Annotated in this window: 15 protein-coding genes; 2 read left to right on the forward strand and 13 right to left on the reverse strand. The window is 70.7% G+C overall.

Annotation, left to right across the window (positions count from 1 at the left end):
- Positions 1-22 precede the first annotated feature (22 nt).
- The 7 genes from IT184_06320 to IT184_06350 form a co-directional block, all read right to left on the reverse strand.
- Entirely contained in the window at positions 23-1,300 is a 1,278-nt protein-coding gene (locus tag IT184_06320) for a class I SAM-dependent RNA methyltransferase (GenBank protein MCC7008413.1), read from the reverse strand.
- Positions 1,297-2,052, reverse strand: a complete 756-nt coding sequence (locus IT184_06325) for a hypothetical protein (protein ID MCC7008414.1) — start codon at positions 2,050-2,052, stop codon at positions 1,297-1,299. The genes IT184_06320 and IT184_06325 overlap by 4 nt, the downstream gene beginning before the upstream one ends.
- Positions 2,045-2,872, reverse strand: coding sequence for a biotin--[acetyl-CoA-carboxylase] ligase (locus IT184_06330; GenBank protein ID MCC7008415.1), 828 nt, complete (start codon positions 2,870-2,872; stop codon positions 2,045-2,047). The genes IT184_06325 and IT184_06330 overlap by 8 nt, the downstream gene beginning before the upstream one ends.
- Before the next feature lie 14 nt (positions 2,873-2,886).
- A complete protein-coding gene (gene valS / locus IT184_06335; protein ID MCC7008416.1) occupies positions 2,887-5,433 on the reverse strand; it encodes a valine--tRNA ligase in 2,547 nt (848 codons plus the stop codon).
- A 10-nt stretch (positions 5,434-5,443) separates the two neighbouring features.
- Entirely contained in the window at positions 5,444-6,334 is an 891-nt protein-coding gene (locus IT184_06340) for a response regulator (protein ID MCC7008417.1), read from the reverse strand.
- 7 nt (positions 6,335-6,341) lie between these two features.
- Positions 6,342-6,779: a cobalamin B12-binding domain-containing protein gene (locus tag IT184_06345; GenBank protein ID MCC7008418.1), complete on the reverse strand. Its 438-nt coding sequence runs from the start codon at positions 6,777-6,779 to the stop codon at positions 6,342-6,344.
- A gap of 397 nt (positions 6,780-7,176) precedes the next feature.
- Entirely contained in the window at positions 7,177-9,216 is a 2,040-nt protein-coding gene (locus IT184_06350) for a VWA domain-containing protein (protein MCC7008419.1), read from the reverse strand.
- 21 nt (positions 9,217-9,237) lie between these two features.
- Here IT184_06350 and IT184_06355 point away from each other — a divergent pair, with 21 nt between their 5' ends.
- Positions 9,238-10,428: an acyl-CoA dehydrogenase family protein gene (locus tag IT184_06355; protein MCC7008420.1), complete on the forward strand. Its 1,191-nt coding sequence runs from the start codon at positions 9,238-9,240 to the stop codon at positions 10,426-10,428.
- A gap of 15 nt (positions 10,429-10,443) precedes the next feature.
- Here the strand turns inward: IT184_06355 and IT184_06360 are convergent, their stop codons facing one another.
- The 4 genes from IT184_06360 to IT184_06375 form a co-directional block, all read right to left on the reverse strand.
- The gene (locus tag IT184_06360) at positions 10,444-11,589 is read right to left on the reverse strand and encodes an acyl-CoA dehydrogenase family protein (protein ID MCC7008421.1); all 1,146 of its coding nucleotides are present in this window, start codon (positions 11,587-11,589) and stop codon (positions 10,444-10,446) included.
- 42 nt (positions 11,590-11,631) lie between these two features.
- On the reverse strand, positions 11,632-12,123 hold the full coding sequence (locus IT184_06365; GenBank protein MCC7008422.1) for an HIT domain-containing protein: 492 nt from the start codon (positions 12,121-12,123) through the stop codon (positions 11,632-11,634).
- A gap of 30 nt (positions 12,124-12,153) precedes the next feature.
- Positions 12,154-12,477 (reverse strand): integration host factor subunit beta, encoded by a 324-nt coding sequence (locus IT184_06370; protein ID MCC7008423.1) that lies wholly within the window; start codon positions 12,475-12,477, stop codon positions 12,154-12,156.
- Between the two features lie 84 nt (positions 12,478-12,561).
- Positions 12,562-14,319, reverse strand: coding sequence for a 30S ribosomal protein S1 (locus IT184_06375; protein MCC7008424.1), 1,758 nt, complete (start codon positions 14,317-14,319; stop codon positions 12,562-12,564).
- Positions 14,320-14,899: 580 nt separating this feature from the next.
- On the opposite strand from IT184_06375, the gene IT184_06380 reads away from it, so the two are divergent.
- Complete coding sequence (locus IT184_06380) at positions 14,900-15,253, forward strand: hypothetical protein (GenBank protein MCC7008425.1); 354 nt, start codon at positions 14,900-14,902, stop codon at positions 15,251-15,253.
- 70 nt (positions 15,254-15,323) lie between these two features.
- On the opposite strand, the gene IT184_06385 is transcribed toward IT184_06380, so the two are convergent.
- Together IT184_06385 and IT184_06390 are read right to left on the reverse strand one after the other, a co-directional pair.
- Complete coding sequence (locus IT184_06385) at positions 15,324-15,647, reverse strand: YtxH domain-containing protein (protein MCC7008426.1); 324 nt, start codon at positions 15,645-15,647, stop codon at positions 15,324-15,326.
- Positions 15,648-15,694: 47 nt separating this feature from the next.
- Positions 15,695-16,123: a hypothetical protein gene (locus IT184_06390; GenBank protein MCC7008427.1), complete on the reverse strand. Its 429-nt coding sequence runs from the start codon at positions 16,121-16,123 to the stop codon at positions 15,695-15,697.
- Positions 16,124-16,249 lie beyond the last annotated feature (126 nt).

The raw sequence follows: 16,249 nt of genomic DNA on the forward strand, positions 1-16,249 counted from the left end.
TCACCGCAGCGCGCTCGCGCTGTCAACGGGCTCTCGACGTCGCATCGAACACGACGACGGTCTCGACGTGAGCGGTGTTCGGAAAGAGATCGAACGCGCGCGCCGAACGCAGGACGTAGCCGGCGCTGACGAGCCTGGCCGTGTCGCGCGCGAGCGTTGGCGGATCGCAGGAGACGTATACGATCCGCGCGGCGCCGAGCCCGACGATGCCGGCGAGGGCTTCGCCGCCGGCTCCGGTGCGCGGCGGGTCGAGCACCACGGCGTCGGGCTTCCACACCTCGAGCCGGGCGATCGCACGCTCGACGGCGCCGTGCACCATGCGCAACGGGGGCCACGGCGCCGCATTCGTCTGCAGGTCGCCGGCCGCACTCGCTTCGCCTTCGACAGCGATGACCTCGCGGCCGGATGCGCCAAACGCCGTGGCGAAGAGGCCGACGCCGGCGTAGAGATCGGCGACGCGCGCGCCCGGCGTCGATGCCAGCACGTGCCCGACGAGCGCGCCGACGAGATAGCGGTTGGCCTGGAAGAAGGATGTGCTTCGGCGCGTCCAGCGCGTCGCGGCCGGCACCGGAGCGTCCGGCCCGAACAGGTCCGTCGCGGTGTCGGCCACCTCGGCGCGCCCGGCCAGGATCTGCAACCGGCCGCGCACGATTGTCGTCATGCCGGTCAGCCCCGCGATGGCGTCCGGGGGCGGCAACGACGCGAGGTCGCGGTCCGGCCGCGGCGTCAGGTGCAGGACGCGCTCGGTTGCCGCGATGTTCTCCGACACCACGATCTCCGAGACGTCGTCGGCGTGATCGCCGAGCCAGTCCATCGCGCGGAGGATGGCCGCCATCGTGTCGGCGCGCATCTGTCCGGTCGCGCCGGCATCACATAGCTCGTGGGTGCCCTCGCGAAAGAAGCCGGCGCGGCGGCCGCGAACGTGCAACCGCGCCCGCAGCCGATACCCCGTCTCGTGCGAGGCCGCGACGTCGACCGGCTCGTCGAGCTCGACGCGGCCGATCCGGCGCAGCGCGTCGGCGATGAGCTCCGCCTTGCAGCGACGCTGTTCCGCGTAGCCGATGTGCGCGTAGTCGAGCCCGCCACACGCGGGATCGCCGGCGGGCTCGCGGCGCGACGGCGCCGCCTCGATCACCTCGATGGTCCGGGCCCACACCATCGACCGCGTCGATCGCTCCACTTCCGCCCGGACGCGCTCGCCGGGAATCGCGCCGGCGACGAGGACGGCCATGCCGTCGTGGCGCGCGAGCATCCGTCCGCCCGCGACGGCCCGCTCGACGCGCAGCTCGAGGATCTTCACGGCTCGTGGATCGTCGGCAGATCGAGCTGGTCGCGCAGGAGCCGGCTCGTGCTGATCGCGACGCTCTGATCCCACGCCGCCGGCGTCAGGCGTCCCCGGAACGGCGCCAACTCGCCGGCGGCCAGCTCCCCGAGCGCGCGCACGCTCTCCTCCCCGACTTCCGCCCGCGCGGCGGCGAGCACCGCCTCGTCGATCGCCGGCAGGCGCGCCAGCAGTGCCGCACGCGCGGCGCCGCGGCTGCCCCGTACGGCCTCGCGCAACGTCGACAGATCCTGGCACACGCCGGTGACCGCCTCGCGAAAGGCTTCCGAGCGATCGAGCCGGCCCGCCACACGGGAGAGCCGATCCATCGCCCGATCGAGCTGACGGGTCACCGATCCGGATCGCCGTTCCGGCTCTGCGGCGTCGTCATCGGCGACCGGCTCGTTCGTCGATGGCAGCGACGACCGTCGCAGGCCGATGGCCCGCCGCCACCGCTCGTAGGTGGCGATCACGTCGGCTTCGCAGAACTCGAGCCGCAGCGCCCGCCGAGCCTGTCCGGCGTTGTGCCGTTCGGCCTTGCGATCGATCCCGTGGCAGACGATGCTCAGAGGAATCCCTTCGCGCGCCCACCCACGCGCCAGCTCGAACGCCGGCCCGACGATGCGGATGATCTGCCCGTCGTTGACGCGAGTCAGGTGCGCCTCGAGGGCGCGGCAGTACTCGCCGACATCGACGGCCGACCCCTGCTCGGGCGTGGATCGGTCAGTCACGAGACAGCCCGTCCCAGTGCACGTCGCCGCCAATCACGCGCTCCAGTGTGCCATGCGCCTCGACGAGCAGCGCGCCGTCTGCGTCGATGTCACGCGCGCGGCCGTGACGAAGCTCGCCGCGCTCGCGCCAGCGCACCGGCGCGCCCGACAGCCCGGCGCGCGCCAGCGCGCGCCAGGCGCGGCGGATGCTCTCGTGATCCTCGGCGTGCAGGCGGTCGATCTCCACACGCAGCGCCTCGAGCAGCGCGACGACGAGCGGCGCCCGTTCGACGGGCCGGCCCAGCTCCATCTCGATCGACGTCGCGCGGTCGGCGAGCTCCATTGGATAGCTGGCCTTCAGGAGATTGAGGCCGATGCCGATCACGACGGCGTCGACGCGATCGCCCGTGCCGCTCGCTTCCGTGAGGATGCCGCCGAGCTTGCGCCACGGACGTCCGATCACCACGTCGTTCGGCCACTTCAGCTCGGCCGGCAGCGCCGTCGTGTTCCGCACCGCGCTGGCGGCCGCCACCCCGGCGGCCAGCGTCACGAGCGGCGGAGCGCCACGGGAACCGCTCGGCCGGACGACGACCGAAAGGTACACGCCGGCGCCGGCCGGCGAGAACCACTCGTGGCCGCGGCGGCCGCGGCCGGCGCGCTGCTCGTCGGCCATCACGGCCGTCCCTTCCGGCGCGCCCTCGAGGGCGAGCGCGAGCGCCACGTCGTTGGTCGATGCCGTCTCAGCGAGGAAATGCAGGCGGGCGAATCGACCGAGGCGCTCGGCGTCGCGTGCGATCGCCGACGCGAGATCGCCAGGTAGCGGATCGAACGTACGCGTCACGGCGGCCGTGCGCGTCAGGCGTTGACGACGGGCACGAGCGTCATGGCGATCGACGGCACGCGTCCAAAGACGACGTCTGCCGATTCAACGTTGTTGCCGTCGAGCACGTCCCGCGAGAGGAGCGGCCAGTGCTGCTCCCACCGCCCGCTCTCCAACGCCAGCCCTTCGATTCTCACGCGCGTATTGAATCCCAGGCCCGCCGTCGACCGGTGATGGCGTATCGCGGCGGTCACGTGCCTGGCATCGGCATACAGGCGCCCGTCGTCGGAGCCTTCGACGCCGAGATCCTCGATCGCGGGCCACGCGGCACGGTGCACCGACCCTTCCTGCCACCAGGACCAGACCTCTTCGGTCACGAACGGCAGGAACGGCGCGAACAGCCGGAGCATGACCGAGAGCGCGCGCTGAGCCGCGGCACTCGCCGAGGCTGCCGCGCCATCGTCGCGCGCTCGCCGGCGCTTCGACAGCTCGATGTAGTCGTCGCAGAAGCTCCAGAAGAACGCCTCGATGTCCCTGAGCGCCGCCGCGTAGTCGTACGCCTCGAGCGACGAGGTGGCCGACTGCACCACGGCCGCGAGGGCGGCGAGCATCGAGCGATCCAGCGGGTCGTCGACCGGCCCGGACGGCTCGGTCTTGGACAGCACGAACTTGGCGGCGTTCAGCACCTTGATCGCGAGCCGGCGGCCGATCTTCATCTGCCCGGGCTCGAACGCCGTGTCGACACCGGGCCCGCCGCGCGCCGCCCAGTAGCGCACCGCGTCGGATCCGTGCTCGTCGAGCAGCGCCATCGGCGTCACGACGTTGCCCTTGGACTTCGACATCTTCTTGCGATCGGGATCGAGCACCCATCCCGAGATGGCGGCGGTTTTCCACGGCAGCGCGCCCGCCTCGAGCTCCGAGCGCAGCACGGTCGAGAAGAGCCAGGTGCGGATGATGTCGTGGGCCTGCGGGCGCAGGTCCATCGGGAACGTGCGGCGCCACAGGTCCTCGTCGCGGCCCCATCCGCACACGATGAAGGGCGTCAGCGACGAGGTCGCCCACGTGTCCATGACGTCCGGATCGCCGATGAATCCGCCCGGCGTGCCGCGTTGATCGGCGCGGTAGCCGTCGGGCACGTCCGTCGACGGATCGACGGGCAACTGCGCCTCGCGCGGGACGAGCCGCGCCTCGTAGTCCACCGTGCCGTCCTGGCGGACCTTGTACCAGACGGGGAACGGCACGCCGAAGAAGCGCTGGCGGCTCACGCACCAATCGCCGTTCAGGCCGTTGACCCAGTTCTCGTAGCGGGCCGCCATGTGCCGCGGCACCCACTGCAGCTCGCGCCCGCGCGAGAGGAGCGTCTCGCGAACGTCCATGCTCCGGATGAACCACTGGCGGCTCGTGATGATCTCGAGCGGACGGTCCCCCTTCTCGAAAAACTTGACGTGGTGGGTGATCGGCCGCGGCTCGCCCAGCAAATCGCCGCGCTCGCGCAGGAGCTCGACGATCCGCGTGCGAGCGCGCGTGACCGGCAGGCCGGCGAGCGCGTCGTAGTGTTGCTGCGCCTGCTCCGGCTCACGCGAGTCCCAGACGTCGAGCCCCCACTGGACCGGGCGCAGCCGCCCGTCGGCCTGCAGCACCGCGCGGACCGGCAGCGCCAGCTCGCGCCACCAGGTCACGTCGGTGACGTCGCCGAACGTGCAGATCATCGCGATGCCGGTGCCCTTCTCCGGATCCGCCAGCGGATGCGGGTGCACCGGTACCGGCACCTCGAACAGCGGGGTGAAGACGCGATGGCCGAACAGCGGGCGGTACCGCTCGTCGTCGGGATGGGCAACGAGCGCGACGCAGGCCGGCAGCAGCTCGGGGCGCGTCGTGTCGATCTCGACCGCGCCCTCGCCGTCCTCGCGGGCGAACCGGATGCGATGGTACGCGCCCGGCATCTCGCGGTCCTCCAGCTCGGCCTGTGCAACGGCGGTCCGGAAGTCCACGTCCCAGAGCGTGGGCGCCTCGAGCTGATAGGCCACGCCGCGGTCGAGCAGCCGCAGGAACGATCGCTGCGACACCCATCGGGCGTCGCGCCCGATCGTCGCGTACGTCAACGACCAGTCCACCGACAAGCCCAGGTGGCGCCACAGCGCCTCGAACGCTTTCTCATCCTCGCCCGTGAGCGCGACGCAGAGGTCGACGAAGTTCGGCCGCGAGATCGAGATCGGGTGCGCAGGCGGCTTGGCCGGCGGCGCAAACGCCGCATCGTACGGCAGCGACGGATCGCACCGCACGCCGTAGTAGTTCTGGACGCGCCGCTCGGTCGGCAGGCCGTTGTCGTCCCACCCCATCGGGTAGAACACGGCCTTGCCGCGCATGCGTTGAAACCGCGCGATCACGTCGGTGTGCGTGAACGAGAAGACGTGGCCGACGTGGAGCGACCCGCTGACGGTCGGCGGCGGCGTGTCGATCGAGTAGACGGCTGGGCGCGGCGCGTGGCGGTCGAACGCGTACGTGCCGTCGGCCTCCCATCGAGCCTGCCATCTGGCTTCGAGGCCTTCGAGCGCTGGTTTGTCTGGAACGCGGGGCGTCACAACGAGTGGCTTACTCCGGCCTGGCTTTGATGCGTTCGATTTCTTCGCGGACGAGGCGCTCGGCGGTCTCCGCGACGATCCGGCGCACCTGGTCCTCGGTCATGCTGGCGAGCACGCGGCGGACCGCCTCTTCGATCGCCGCGTCGGAGACGACGGGCGGCGCGGGCGCCGCGGGCGCGAAGACGGGCGGCGGCGCCGGGATCGGCGCCGGCTGCAGCGACTGCTCGGCGGCGAGCAGCGCGGAGAACGCGTTGGCCAGCGACACGCGCGGCGCGATCGGCCCGTCGCGGCGCTCGATCGGCAGGGTGGCGTGGCTCGTCTCCCACACGGGGCGCGACGGCGGCTCGAGCGGCTCGGGCACGCCGCTCGCGATGGGCAGCGGCGCCGCCGGCTCTGGCGGCGCCAGCGGGACCGGCGCGACGCCCCGGGCCGCGCCCGGGAACGGCGTGACGTTGGCTGACGCGGCGGGCGCCGGAATCGCCGCCGGCACCGCCGCAGCCGCGGCGGCCGCTCGAGCGGCGGCCGCGGCGTGGTCGTGCTCCTGGAGCAGCGTCTTCACGCGGCTGACCAGTTGCTGCGGCTCGAACGGCTTCACCAGCACGCCGGCACAGCCGAGCGCCTGGACGCGGTCGTGATCGATCGGCTCGAACGCGCCGGCGAGCAGCAGCACCGGCACGTCGCGCAGCCGCGCCGACTGGCGGACGAACGCCGCAATCGCGTAACCGTCGACCTCCGGCACCTCCACGTCGGCGAGCACGATGTCGGGCGCGTCGTGTTCCATCCACTGCAGCGCCCGCCGGCCATCGCCCATCGAGACGACCCGCACGTCCTCGTGCGCGAAGGTCAGCTCGATGACGCGCTGAATCGTCACGCTGTCATCGGCCAGCAGCAACGTCTTCATCGCGCGTTCAGAGAACCTCGGCTCGCTCGGGGACGGCGTGGTTGATGAAATCAATGATCTGCTGCATCGGCGTGCCGGGCGGAAAGATGCCTCGGACTCCGATCTCCTTCAAAGCCGGCACGTCGGCCTCCGGAATGATACCGCCGACGAGCACGGCGACGTCCTGCAACCCGCGCTCGCGCACGAGCGCCATGACCTGCGGGCAGATGTGCAGGTGCGCGCCGGAGAGCATCGACAACCCGATGACGTCGACGTCCTCCTGCAGCGCGGCCGCGACGATCTGTTCCGGGGTCTGCCGCAGGCCCGTGTAGATCACTTCCATGCCTGCGTCCCGCAGCGCCCGGGCGATTACCTTCGCGCCGCGGTCGTGTCCGTCGAGTCCGGGCTTCGCGATCAGCACCCTCGTGCGCCTGGTCCCGGCAGCCCGTGCGCCCGCCTCCGGCATCTCGGGCCTATTCTATCCATTTGCAAGGCGCATGCCCCGGCCCGCGCGACCGGAACGTTTCCGGCAGACCGCAGCCGCGCCCGCGCGGCGCGGCCGGTTTCAGAACCGCCGGGCCGCTTACCATCTTGACGGCCTCGTCCACCAATCGGCCGCCGCGGCGATGGCCGGCGCCAGCTCGTCGCACGCTCGCCGCGCGGGCGCCAGCCGCGCACATTCGAGCAGCGCAGATGACCCCTCCATCGCCTCGTGCCGGCGATCATTCTCATCGATTGACGCGGAGACGGACAGATGGCGCGAACGCCGATCCAGCGTCGGGCGATCACGACGTCACATGGAAAGGCGGGACAGGAGCGCTGCCCAGCGATCGGCTCGCCGACGTCGCGAGTGGGATCCCGGCCTAGCCGGTGACCCGGATGCCGAGCAGCCGCTTCGTGACGTCACCGTTCGCGTCGGCGGAGATCTCGATCACGTAGTCGCTGGGAGGGAACGCGCCGAGGCTGAACTCGGATTCGAAGACGTTGCCGTTCTTGACCGGCGGCGGCATGCTTGCGACGCTCTGGCCCGACTGGTTCAGGATGCGCATCGTCACGGCCGGCGTCGTGCCGCCGGGCCCGTAGGCTTCGAACCGCAGCAACAGGCGCTCGGCTTTCGAGAACGAGCGCCCGGTCGTCGGCAGCGGCGAGGCCGAGGCGCGCAGCGCCTGGAGGTCGCGCGCGGTGCGGCCACGGAACACGAAAGGCGTCGTGATCTGCGCGGTGGGCGTGCCGAAGTCCGGCACGTCGATGACCGCATCGGTCGACTCGATCCGCCGCCCGGCCGCGTTCTGGACCTCGACGCGGACGCGCACGGTACCGGCCGGCGCGTCGAACCGCGCAACGCCGGCCGGCGGCATCGTCGTCGTCGTGGCTTCGGGCCCGACGCGGCCGCTGAACAGCGGCGTGCCCGACACGGTCTCGGCGGTGACGTTCAGATGGTCGACGCGCTCCGCCGGGTCGCGGCCGCTCCCGGCCGATTCCCAGACGAGCGTGACCTGCGCCTTCTCGGCGGCCCCGCGCGCAGCGCCAAGCCAGAGAGTGACGGGCTGACGGCGGCCGGCATCCGCCACCGACACGAGCGTGGTCAACGCCTCCGACACATCGCCCCGAACCTCGGCCTTCGGCGCGGCGGCACGCTCCGCCTCGTCGGCCGAAATCGCCCAGTAGCCCTTGCGCGCGCGCACTTCCACGTCACGCCGCTTCACGCGCACCTGGATCTCGTGGAACTTGCCGTCGCGGAACTGGGACGACGACGTGTAGCCGAGCAGGTAATAGGAACTGCCGTCCTTGACCATCTGCTGCAGCGCCGGCAGCGGATCGTTGCGGTTGACGATCGCGCGGCCGTCGGTCTGGTCGGCGATCGTCCGCAGCATCTCCGTGGTCTGCCCGAGAATCAGCCGGTCGAACTGGATGCCCACCGTGTCGGCGGCCGAAAACTCGCCCGACGCCAGGCCCCGCGGATCGATCGTGTAGATCGCCGTATTGGTGCGCGCCGCGGCGCTGAACACGCGCTGCAGATCCGAGATGAGCTCCATCGAATCGAGCAACTGCTGCCCTTCCATCGCCGAGCCCGGCTGGGGCGACATCCCGCCGCTCTGGGGGATGGTGCCGAGCGGCGTGCCGCTCACGAGCGCGCCCTCGGGCAACGTGTTCGACATGCCCTCGCTCACGTAGAGCACGGTCTTGCGCCCCACGCGGAACGTCGCCATGAACTCCGCTAGCGCCCGCAGCGCGGCGATCGTCCACATGTTCCGCAGCCGCTCCTGCACCACCGGCGGCTCGCCCTCGTACCGGTACTCGATCGGGTACTTCGGCACGTAGTTGTACTTGCGGCCCAGGAAGCTCATGAGCTGCCCGGCCGTGGCGTCGTGATTGCGAGAGAACGTGAGGCCCGACGCCGGCAGCATCGGCATCGTGATGGCGACCAGATCGCGCGGCGAGAGCTGGCTCACGAAGCGCGCGAGCTGCTGGCGGATCACGAGGCTGTTGCCAACGCGCGTGTGGTAGTCGTCGAGAAAGATGACGAGCAGGCGATTGCGCTCCGACGCCACCTCGACGGCGTGCTCCGACGGGCTGAGGATGTCGCGCTGCGCCGACGCGTCGGCATAGCCGTCGTCCAGTTGGACGAGCCGGAAGGCTTCGATCGTCTGGGGTTTACCGGCCTCGCGGATCTCGAAGTCGTTGGCGGTCAGGTCCGTCACGGACCGCCCCTTGCCGTCGGTGACGATGACGTCGACGCTCACCGAGTCGATGCCGCTGCGGAAGACGGGCGGCTCGGCCTGCGCGCCTTGCTGTGCGGGTGGCGCCGCCGGCGCCGGCTGCTGCGCCGCCGGCTGCACGGCTGCTGTCGCAACCGCCGCGAAGATGGCTAACGCTGAACGGGCCAGTCGGGCAGCGGTCATACCGTGAGGTCGATGAACGCAATGATACCATCCGCCCCCATGTCGGACCCGCCCGCGCCGCCCGGTCCGCTCACGAGGCTCGCAGAGGACGAACACCTGTTCCGGCTGTCGGTCCGCGAGTTCGCCCGGGCGGCGGTGCGGCCGCTCGTCCGCGAGATGGATCAGCAGGGTGCGCTCTCGCCCGCGATCGTCGCGCGGCTCTTCGAGCTGGGCCTCATGGGCATCGAAGTGCCGGAATCGGCGGGCGGCGCCGGCGGCCGGTTCTTCCACGCGATCCTCGCCGTCGAGGAGCTCTCGCGGGTCGATCCGTCGGTGGGCCTGCTCGTCGACGTCCAGAACACGCTCGTCGTCAACGCCGTGCGACGGTGGGGCACGCCGGCGCTCGCCGCCGAGGTGCTGCCCAGGCTCGCCTCGTCCGTCGTCGGCGCGTACGCGCTCTCGGAGGCGGAAGCGGGCAGCGACGCGTTCGCGCTGCAGACGAGCGCGGTCTCCGAGGGCGGCGCGTTCGTCCTGAGCGGCCGCAAGCTCTGGATCACGAACGCGCACGAGGCCGGGCTGTTCATCGTCTTCGCGACGGTCGATCGCGGCGCCGGCCACCGCGGCATCACCGCGTTCGTCGTCGACCGCGACACGCCGGGGCTCTCCGTCGGACGAAAAGAAGACAAGCTCGGCATCAGAGCGTCGAGCACGTGCGAGGTCGTGCTCGATTGCTGCCGCGTGCCGGCCGCGCGCGTCCTCGGAACGGTGGGCCAGGGCTACAAGGTCGCGATCGAGACGCTGAACGATGGCCGCATCGGGATCGGCGCGCAGATGGTGGGCCTCGCCGCCGACGCGCTCGAGCGCGCGATCGCGCACGTCTCCGCGCGCCGGCAGTTCGGCCGTCCGATTGCCGAGTTCCAGGCCGTGCAGTTCCAACTGGCACGCGCGGCGGCCGACCTCGAAGCCGCGAGGCTGCTCGTCTACAACGCGGCGCGGCTCCGCGACGCGGGAGAACCGCTCGTCGCCGAATCCGCGATCGCCAAGCTCGTCGCATCCGAGACGGCCGAGCGCGTCGCGTCGCTCGCGGTCAACCTGCTCGGCGGCGCGGGGTTCGTCCGTGACGGCATGGTCGAGAAGCTGTACCGCGACGCGAAGATCGGACAGATCTACGAGGGGACGTCGAACCTGCAACTGCAGACGATCGCGAAGCACCTGCTGCGGCCGGCGCGGTGACGCGCCCGCGCGGTGTCAGTGGGCGGGCCCGCCGAGCAACGCCTTGGCGATGAGCAGCCGCTGGACCTCCGAGGTGCCCTGGTAGATCTCCGTCGCGCGCGCGTCGCGGAACAGACGCTCGAGCCGCGACCCGCGCCGGTAGCCCGACGAGGCGAGGATCTGCATCGCGCGATCGGCGGCGGCATGCGCGGCCTCCGACGCCTGGAGCTTGGCCATCGCCGCCTCCTTCACGACCGACGGCGAGCGATCGTAGAGATCGGCGGCCCGCCACGTCAGCAGCCGCGCGGCCTCGAGCTCGGTCGCCAGATCCGCGAGCTGGAACTGGATCGCCTGGAACTGGCCGATCGGCTGCCCGAACGCGTGCCGCGTGCGTGCGTACTCGAGCGCCTCGTCGAGCGCCGACTGCCCCACGCCGAGCGCCTGCGCCGCGATCGCGATCCGTCCGCCTTGCAACGCGCGCATGGCGATGGCGAAGCCGCCGCCCTCGGGGCCGAGGCGTGCGTCGGACGGCAGCGACACACGGTCGAAGATCAGATCGACGCAGCCGAGCCCGCGGACGCCGAGCGAATCACACGGGCGACGCGAGACGCCGGGCGCGTCGAGCGGAACGAGGAACGCGGAGATCTGCCGGCGGGGCCCATCGCCGGCGGTCGCCGCGAACACGATGGCGACATCGGCCTGCTCGGCGTTGGCCACCCACACCTTGGTGCCCGACAGCACATAGCCTTCGGGCACCGGCGTCGCGCGTGCCTGCTGATTCGCGGAGTCCGATCCGGCGTCTGCCTCGGACAGCGCGAAGGCGCCCAGCGCGGCGCCGGACGCGAGCCGGTGCAGCCAGGCGTCGCGCTGCGCCGCCGTGCCCGCGACGGCGATCGGCTCGACGACGAGCGCGTTCGTCACCGTGAGGATGACGGCCACCGTCGCGCTCGCGCCCGCGACGAGCTCGATGGCGAGCGCGCTCGTGAGGCACGCCTGCCCGCCGCCGGCGGGCGGCGGCAGCGTCATCGCGAGCAGGCCGACCTCCGCCGCGCGTGCGACCAGCTCGCGCGGATACCGCGCGGTCGCGTCGATCTCCGCCGCGCGCGGCGCCACCTCGTCGCGCGCGAACGCGCGGACGCGATCGAGAAACGCTTCCTGCGCCGGCGAGAGCGAGAAATCCATGGAACTACATTTCGCTGATTTGGCGGCGATGACGTCTTCCGCTCATCGCTCGAGCCGGGCGATCGCCTCGCGGAGCCGCGTCGCCGTGGTGCCGAGCTCTTCGGGGAGCACGCGCGTGTCGCCGAAGACCGTCATGAAGCTCGTGTCGCCGTTCCAGCGCGGGACGACGTGGAGGTGGAGGTGGTCGGCGATGCCTGCGCCCGCCGACGTGCCGACGTTCACGCCCATGTTGAACCCCTGCGGCCGGTACAGCTCCGTCAGCGCGCGTTCGACGAGCTGCGCGAGCGCCATCACCTCGGCGAGCTCCGCGCCGTCGAAGTCCGACAGCCGCGGCGCATGCCGGTTCGGCACGACCATCACGTGGCCGTTGTTGTAGGGGAACTTGTTGAGGATGACGAACGCGCGCTCGCCGCGGTGGACGAGGAGCGGCTGATCCGCCGAGCCGCCGGCCGCGGCGCAGAAGACGCATTCGCTTCGCGACGCCGCGCCCCCGGTCACGTAGGCCAGCCGCCAGGGCGTGTAGAGGCGATCCATCGGCCCGTCCGGCGGCCCACGCTGCCCGCGCTACTCCGGAAGGCCGGTCGGCTCGGAGTGTGGCGCCGGGCCGGCGTCGGCCTTGTTGATCAAATCCTTCAGCTCTTTGCCCGGCTTGAAGTAGGGCACGTGCTTGGGCGGCACGTCCACCTTGTCGCCCGTCTTCGGATTGCGGCCCTTGCGCGGCTCGCGCCGGCGCAGCCGGAAGCTCCCGAACCCGCGCAGCTCGATCTTGTCGCCGCGGCGCAGCGCCTCGACGATGGTCTGGAAGACGGTATCGACGATGACCTCGGAGTGCTTCTTGGTGAGGTCCGAGACGCGCGAGACTTCTTCGACCAGTTCTGCTTTTGTCATGGGAAGACGGGGCGCGGCCGACAGGCGGCAGGCGCGCGTCGAGGACGCACCGCCCGCCGCCGTCCAGCCTGGCTCATGACGGGATCACTTCAGGTGCTTGAAGTGATCGCCCAGCGTCACCTCGGGCCGGCCCGTCGACTCCGAGTACGCCTCCCAATCGGCGCGATACTCGTCGTCCTTGAGGGCCCGGATGCTGAGGCCGATCTTCCGCTCCTCGGGTACGAGGCGGATGATCTTCATCTGGTAGGTCTCGCCCGGACGCAGCTCCAGCTTCTCTCCGCCCTGCGTCGAGTCGAACTCCGAGACGTGGATCAGCCCTTCGATGCCGTCGGCCAGCTCCACGAACGCACCGAAGTTGGTGAGCCGCACGACCTTGCCGTCGACGACGTCCCCGACGCGGTGCTTGTCGAAGAACTCCTTCCAGATGCCCGTCTGCAACTGCTTGAGCCCGAGCGACAGCCGCTGGTTGTCGGCGTCGATGCTGAGCACCTGCGCCTCGACGGTATCGCCCTTCTTCAAGACCTCGGACGGGTGCTTGATCTTGCTCCACGACATGTCCGAGATGTGGATGAGGCCGTCGATGCCCTCCTCGACCTCGACGAACGCGCCGAACTCGGTGAGGTTCCGCACCTTGCCGGTGATCGTCGTGCCGACCGGGTACTTGCTCGCCAGCTCGTGCCACGGGTTGCTCTCGACCTGCTTCAGGCCGAGCGAGATCCGGCGGGCGCCGGGGTCGACGCCGAGCACCATGGCCTCCACCGAGTCGCCGACGTTCAGCATCTTCGACGGATGCTTCACGCGCTTGCTCCACGACATCTCCGACACGTGGATCAGCCCTTCGACGCCCGGTTCCAGCTCGACGAACGCGCCGTAGTCGGTGAGGCTCACGACCTTGCCGGCCACGCGGATGCCGACCGGGTAGCGCTCGATGACGTTGCCCCACGGATCCGGCACGAGCTGCTTGTGGCCGAGCGAGACGCGCTCGGTGCCCGGGTCGTACTTGAGGACGATGACGTCGATCTCGTCGCCGACGCGCACGACCTCCGACGGGTGCGTGACGCGCCCCCACGACATGTCGGTGATGTGCAGCAGGCCGTCGATGCCGCCGAGATCGATGAACGCGCCGTAATCGGTCAGGTTCTTGACCGTGCCGCGCAGCACCTTCCCCTCGGCGAGCGTGTCGAGCGTCGTCTTCTTCTTCTCGGCGTTCTCTTCCTCGAGCAGGACCTTGCGCGAGAGGACGATGTTGCCGCGCTTCTTGTTGACCTTGATGACGCGCATCCGGAGCTCTTGCCCCTTCAGCGCGTCGAGGTTGCGGACCGGCCGCACGTCGATCTGCGAGCCGGGCAGGAACGCCCGCACGCCGATGTCCACCGCGAGCCCGCCCTTGATCCGCTCGATGACGCGGCCGATGACGACCTTCTTGTCCTGGTAGGCCTTCTCGACCTCGTCCCAGATCTTCATCTTCTCGGCCTTCTCGCGCGACAGCACGACGTAGCCGTCGCGGTCCTCGGTGCGCTCGAGCAGCACGTCGACCGTATCGCCGGGCTGCGCGGCCACCTGGCCGTTCTCGTCGATGAACTCTTCGATCGGGATGATGCCTTCGGACTTGAAGCCGACGTCGACGACGACTTCGGTGGGGGTGACCTTGACGACGGTCCCCTTGACGACCTCACCTTCCGCGATGTTTCGGAAGCTGGTATCGTAAAACTCCAGGAGGCGCGCGTACTCCTGCGGGTCGATCTCGGCGCCATCCTGCGCTGAGGAGAATGTCGAGAAACCGGGCAGGGTCTTCACACCTCCTTGGGACGTTGTTTTCTTGGGCGCGTCTGCGTTACTCATTCGTTCCGGATCCTCCTCGAACTGATGCCGAATCACAGCTTCGGCTGGCTGAAGAGTGGGGTCGCGAGGAAATGCGATAAGCGTAGAATTATCCAGTACTTAACGCGGCGAAATCAACCCGGAGGAGGCCAAGAGCATGGCAGCGCGAAAACCAGCACGGCGATCCCGGCCCTCGGCGGCCACGTCCCGGCGGCCGAAGACCGGTAGCCGGCGCGGCAGCGCCAAGGCGTCTGCCAGCAGGAAGCCGGCCGCCAGAACGGCGGCTCCACGCCGCGCCCCCGCGACGGCCAAGGCCGCCGGCCGCGGCCGATCGCAGGCCCGAAAGCCTGCCGCCTCTGCTCGCCGCTCGGCTCCGGCGGCCAAGCGCGCGCGGAAGACGACGCCCAAGGCCGCCAAGCCCCAGGCTCCGGCGAAGCTCCAGGCCCCGGCGAAACCCCAGGGGACGAAGAAGCCGAAACAGCCCGCTTCCCCGCCGGCGCGCGCCGTGCGTTCCGGCAGCTCGCCGCGGGGCGCGTCGAAGCCCGCGTCCCCACGTCCCGCAATCGAACGCGAGCGGCGGCGGCTGGCGGAAGAGGAGCGGATGCCCTCGAGCGTGACGGAAGCCGAAGTGCGCGCGCAGTCGGCCGCACGCAGCGGGCACGACGAGCTGCGCTCCGAGCTCGAACGCCATACCGAAACGAGCCCGGTGCTCACCGCCGGAGATGTCGACGCCAAATGGGAGGACGCCTACGCCGTCGGCGACGAAGCGCCTGGGGGCGACAATCCGACGCCCGATCAGGATCGGGTGGACGACATCGGCCGCGCGCTGGGCGTGACGTACGAGGACAGCGAGGAACTGCGCGGCAGCGACAAGATCGCCGAGCGCGACGCGCATCGTTGGGAACTGGATCCGGCCTCGTCGGACGACTGGCCGCGCGATCGGAAACGGCGGTAGATCGCCCGCGAACAGACCGGGCGTTGGCGCGACGTGCGGGCCAACGGGCCCCGGTCTGGCGCGGCGGACGTCAGTGCTGCACGCCGATGTCGGCCTGGCGCTCGAAGTCGCTTCGCACTTCCTCGAACTTCTGACGTCCTTGATCGACGGCGTCGCGGCCTCGTTCCACCAGGTCGTTCACCGCGTCTGACGCCTTGCTGTAGCCGTCCGACGCGCGGCGGCGCAGCCGATCGGCTTGCTGCGACAACTGGCCCCGCAGCTCCGATCCGGCGCGGGGCGCGAACAGCAGGCCGACCGCCGCGCCGACGGCCGCTCCCCACAACATCCCCATCATGAAACGATTGCCGCCGCCACCGGCCTGGTCGATGTCCTCGTAGTACTCCGTGTCGCGCATTGTCGCTCCTCCTTCTGTGTCTGGGTGTGTCTGGGATCGGGCTTGGGTTACGGCATGCGAGGCCGAACGTCACGCGCGACCACCAGGCTCGCCGTGTTCGGCGCCGGGAGGCGCGACCGCCGCGGATGCTGGAAGGCCTGCGCGGCCGCGATGGCGCTCTGCCCGATGCCGACGACCGGCCAGAACGCGAACCGCGCGGTCGACATGAGGCGCGATGCCTTCTGGCCCGTCTGGGCCATGACGTCTCGGACCTTGTCGTCCACGGCGCGGATGCGGGCCGTGGCGTCCTCCACTTTCTCGAGCGTCGTGTGCGCGTGCGCCACGAGCGGCTCGACCGCCTCGTGCTGCACGCGCGTCATCACCCGTGTCAGCTCGCGGTACGCCATGAACGCGCCGGCGCCGATGCCGACCCAAATCAGCGACTGCACGGCGACGGCGATGGCCAGGACTGCGAGCCAGAACGTCGTGGTTTCCATGGTGTTGCTCGCTCTCCTCGGAGGGCGGTCGATTCAAGAGCGGTGCCAGGCGACCGGCCTGCGAACGCGATCGCCGATGCCGGCGGTGCGCCGCCGCCACGCCGCGGGTGAGTAGGCGGAGGACTC

The organism is Acidobacteriota bacterium (assembly GCA_020853395.1).
Taxonomy (GTDB): domain Bacteria; phylum Acidobacteriota; class Vicinamibacteria; order Vicinamibacterales; family SCN-69-37; genus JADYYY01.